Consider the following 3,759-nt stretch of genomic DNA (forward strand, 5'->3'; position numbering starts at 1 on the left):
TTTCGCGAGGATTTTGTCTTTAATCATACTTTTTTTTTGAATGTTATGCCCTCTTCGCGAGCAAGCCCGCTCCCACATTGGATCTTCATTGACGAACCAGGCGATGGTTCGGCAACTGCACTTCTTCCGTACTGCGATACGGGTTGATATCCAGCCCGCCGCGGCGCACATAGCGCGCATACACCGTCAATTTCTCCGGCTTCAGCAAGCGCTGCAGATCGAGGAAGATCCGCTCCACGCACTGCTCATGGAAATCCGAATGCTGGCGGAAGCTGACGATGTACTCCAGCAGGCTGGCGTGATCGAGCGCCGAACCGCGGTACTCCACCACCACGCTGCCCCAGTCCGGCTGGCTGGTCACCGGGCAGTTGGACTTGAGCAAATGGCTGTGCACGCTCTCCTCGACAACCCGCGATGAATCGCAACGCAGCAGCTCCGGACGCGGATGCTCATAGTTGCTCACGCTGATATCCAGATCATCGACGCACACGCCCGGCAAGGCCACGACGCCCTCGGCCTCGACGTCCTTCAGACTGCGCACGCGCACACCGACCGGTTTGCCGGCAGCGGCCGACAGATCCTTGACCAGCGTCGCCTCAAGGGTCGCGGTGTCGGCAAATGGCGTCTGGTTCAGAGAGTTGAGGTACAGCTTGAACGACTTGGATTCGATGATGTTCGGCGAATCGGCCGGAATGCTGAACTCGCCGATCGCCACCACCGGCTTGCCCGATGGCAGCAGCCAGGACAGTTCGAAGCAGTTCCAGAAATCCACGCCCTTGTACGGTAGCGTGTCGGCCGTCAGGCCCAACTCGGCCCACTTGGCGGTACGCGGGATCGGGAACAGCAGGGACGGCGTGTAAGTGGCGATGTATTCGCTGGATTTGCCCAGCGGCGAGTGTTCGGCTGCGGGATGCATGGCGGAAACCTGACTGAAGAATCAGCGGATTCTATCAGCCTTTGCTTCCGCCTTTGAGTGCTTACTGACTGACTGTCAGTTTGCCGACCATGCCCGCCTGGTAATGGCCAGGGATGTTGCAGGCAAATTCCAGGTTGGTGGCCTTGCTGAAGGTCCAGGTCAGTTCGGCCGTTTTGCCCGGCTCCACCAGCACGCTGTTGGGATCGTCGTGCTTCATGCCGTGCCCCATCGCTGCGTGATCCATGCCCGCCATGGAGCCGTGATCCATGTCCTTGATCCCCGTCGGCGTCAGCATCCCGCTTTGCTGCATCTTGAGCATTTCCTGCTGGTGGCTGGCGTGCATCGCCGCGTCGCCAAGGTTGAACTCGTGCAGCAACTGGCCCTTGTTCACCAGCACGAAACGCACGGTCTCCCCGGCCTTGACCTCGATGGCCTTGGGGGTGAACGACATATCGCCCATCACCACTTCGACACTGCGGGTCGCCTTGGCCGCCGGCGCTGGCTGGCCGAAGTCGTAGCTATGGCCGGGCGCGGCCCAAACCTGCGAACTCAAGGCCAGTACACAGGTCGCCAGCAGCATGGATTTACGCAAAAACATGGTCGTACTCCAACTCGATAAGGTTCAGCCTGTGGAAAACTCTAAACTGTCGGCGCTGCCCGTAACCTGACAGCCAGATTACAACTTTGTCAGGTTGGCCTGCACCGTCGCCGGCCGCGGTATAACGCTTTCGTTCCATTTAGCCCGAGTCGCCCATGAAACTGCTGATCGTCGAAGACCAACCGAAAACCGGCCACTACCTGCGCCAGGGACTGGCCGAAGCCGGTTTCAATACCGAGCTTGTGGCCGACGGCAGCACTGGCCAGCAATTGGCGTTGAGCGGCGATTACTCGCTGTTGATTCTCGACGTGATGCTGCCGGGCCGCGATGGCTGGCAGATTCTGCAAGCGGTGCGCGGCGCCGGCCTGGATACGCCGGTGCTGTTCCTGACCGCCCGGGATGCCGTGGAAGACCGGGTTCATGGCCTGGAACTGGGCGCCGACGATTACCTGGTCAAACCCTTCGCCTTCTCCGAACTATTGGCTCGGGTGCGCAGCCTGTTGCGTCGTGGCAGCGCGACGCCCCAGGAAACCAGCCTGCAACTGGCCGACCTGCGCCTGGACCTGATCCGCCGTCGCGTGGAGCGCAGCGGCCAGCGCATCGACCTGACGGCCAAGGAATTCGCCCTGCTGGAGATGCTCCTGCGCCGCCAGGGCGAAGTGCTGCCCAAATCGCTGATCGCCTCCCAGGTCTGGGACATGAATTTCGACAGCGACACCAATGTCATCGAAGTGGCGATCCGCCGTTTGCGCCTGAAAATCGACGATGACTTCCCCGACAAACTGATCCACACCGTGCGCGGCATGGGTTATGTGCTCGAAGAGCGCAGCGCCTGATGCCGCGGCTTTCGTTAAGCAGCCGCCTGGCCCTGCTGTTCGCCGCGTGCACCGCGGTGGTGTCGCTGTTCGCCGGGGTGCTGTTCAGCCGCGCCAGCGAGGCGCACTTCATCGAACTTGACCAGCAATTGCTCGAGGGCCAGTTGATCGGCCTGCGCCGGGCGCTGCACGACATTCAATCGAGCGACAGCGAAGTCAGACTGAACGATGAAATGAGCCGCCAGGCCGACCTGTCGCTGCGCATCAGTGGCAGCGACGGCAAGCGTTGGTATGACAGCTCGGCGAACTTGCCTTCGATGCTGCCGCAAACTGCCGGATTGTCGACGATCAACAGCGCAGGCACCGACTACCGAGTGCTCAATGCGCCGCTGTTTCCCGAGAAGGCCGATTCGCCGCAATTGACCCTGCTGCTGGACATCACCCACCACCAGCATTTCCTGCAGCGCATGCAGCGCTTGATCTGGCTGACGGTCGGCCTGTCGGCCCTGGCCACCGCGCTGCTCGGTGCCTGGGCAGCGCGCAGCGGTTTGCGTCCGCTGCGGCGCATCAGCGCCGTCGCCAAAGGGGTTTCAGCGCAATCGCTCAACGCCCGCCTGCCCGAAGAAAACATGCCGCCGGAAGTGGCGGAAATGGCTCGCCAGTTCAACGCCATGCTCGGGCGCCTCGACGATTCCTTCCAGCGGCTGTCGGCGTTCTCCGCGGACATTGCCCATGAACTGCGCACACCGCTGTCGAACCTGCTGACCCACACTCAGGTCACCCTCACCCGCCCGCGCCCCATCGAAGACTATCGCGAAGCGCTGCACAGCAACCTGGAAGAACTGCAATGGATGGCGCAGCTGGTCAACGACATGCTTTATCTGGCGAAAGCCGATCACGGCTTGCTCGCACCCAGGCGTGAACCGCTGGAACTGGCGGAAGAAGTGGATGTGCTGCTGGAGTTCTTTGCGCCTTTGGCCGAGGACGCGCGGGTGACGCTAGGCCGCGAGGGCAGCGCGCGCATCGAGGGTGATCGGGGGATGTTGCGTCGAGCGCTTTCCAATCTGCTGGATAACGCGCTGCGCTTTACTCCGGCGGATGGGGAGATTTGGATACGCATCGATGATCGGACCGAGGGTTTGCGCCTGACGGTGGAGAACAGTGGCGAGGGGATTTCCGGGGAGTTGCTGCCGCGGTTGTTTGATCGCTTCTACCGGGCGGATCCGGCGCGCCATGAGGGCAGCAGTGAGCATGCGGGGTTGGGGTTAGCGATTACCCAGTCCATTGTGCGGGCGCATGGGGGGCAGATTGGGTGTGAATCAGAGGATGGGTGGACCAGGTTTGTGATCGAGTTGCCAAGGGGGGATTGAGGCAAGCAACACCGGCCCTTTCGCGGGCAAGCCTCGCTCCTACAGTGTTTTGCGTGAGTG

4 protein-coding genes are annotated in these 3,759 nt (G+C 61.7%); 2 read left to right on the forward strand and 2 right to left on the reverse strand.

All coding sequences use genetic code 11. The features are described from left to right. Positions 1-85: 85 nt before the first annotated feature. Positions 86-916: an NADPH-dependent 7-cyano-7-deazaguanine reductase QueF gene (queF, locus tag ACW9JE_RS29475; protein ID WP_457434765.1), complete on the reverse strand. Its 831-nt coding sequence runs from the start codon at positions 914-916 to the stop codon at positions 86-88. 61 nt (positions 917-977) lie between these two features. Continuing rightward, the gene (gene copI / locus ACW9JE_RS29480) at positions 978-1,514 is read right to left on the reverse strand and encodes a copper-resistant cuproprotein CopI (protein ID WP_224533872.1); all 537 of its coding nucleotides are present in this window, start codon (positions 1,512-1,514) and stop codon (positions 978-980) included. A gap of 155 nt (positions 1,515-1,669) precedes the next feature. Between copI and ACW9JE_RS29485 the strand changes: the two genes are divergently transcribed. After that, positions 1,670-2,350, forward strand: a complete 681-nt coding sequence (locus ACW9JE_RS29485; protein ID WP_457434766.1) for a heavy metal response regulator transcription factor — start codon at positions 1,670-1,672, stop codon at positions 2,348-2,350. Next, on the forward strand, positions 2,350-3,699 hold the full coding sequence (locus ACW9JE_RS29490; RefSeq protein ID WP_457434767.1) for a heavy metal sensor histidine kinase: 1,350 nt from the start codon (positions 2,350-2,352) through the stop codon (positions 3,697-3,699). The genes ACW9JE_RS29485 and ACW9JE_RS29490 overlap by 1 nt, the downstream gene beginning before the upstream one ends. The last annotated feature ends 60 nt before the right edge of the window (positions 3,700-3,759 follow it).

It is taken from the genome of Pseudomonas sp. SDO55104_S430 (assembly GCF_054070595.1).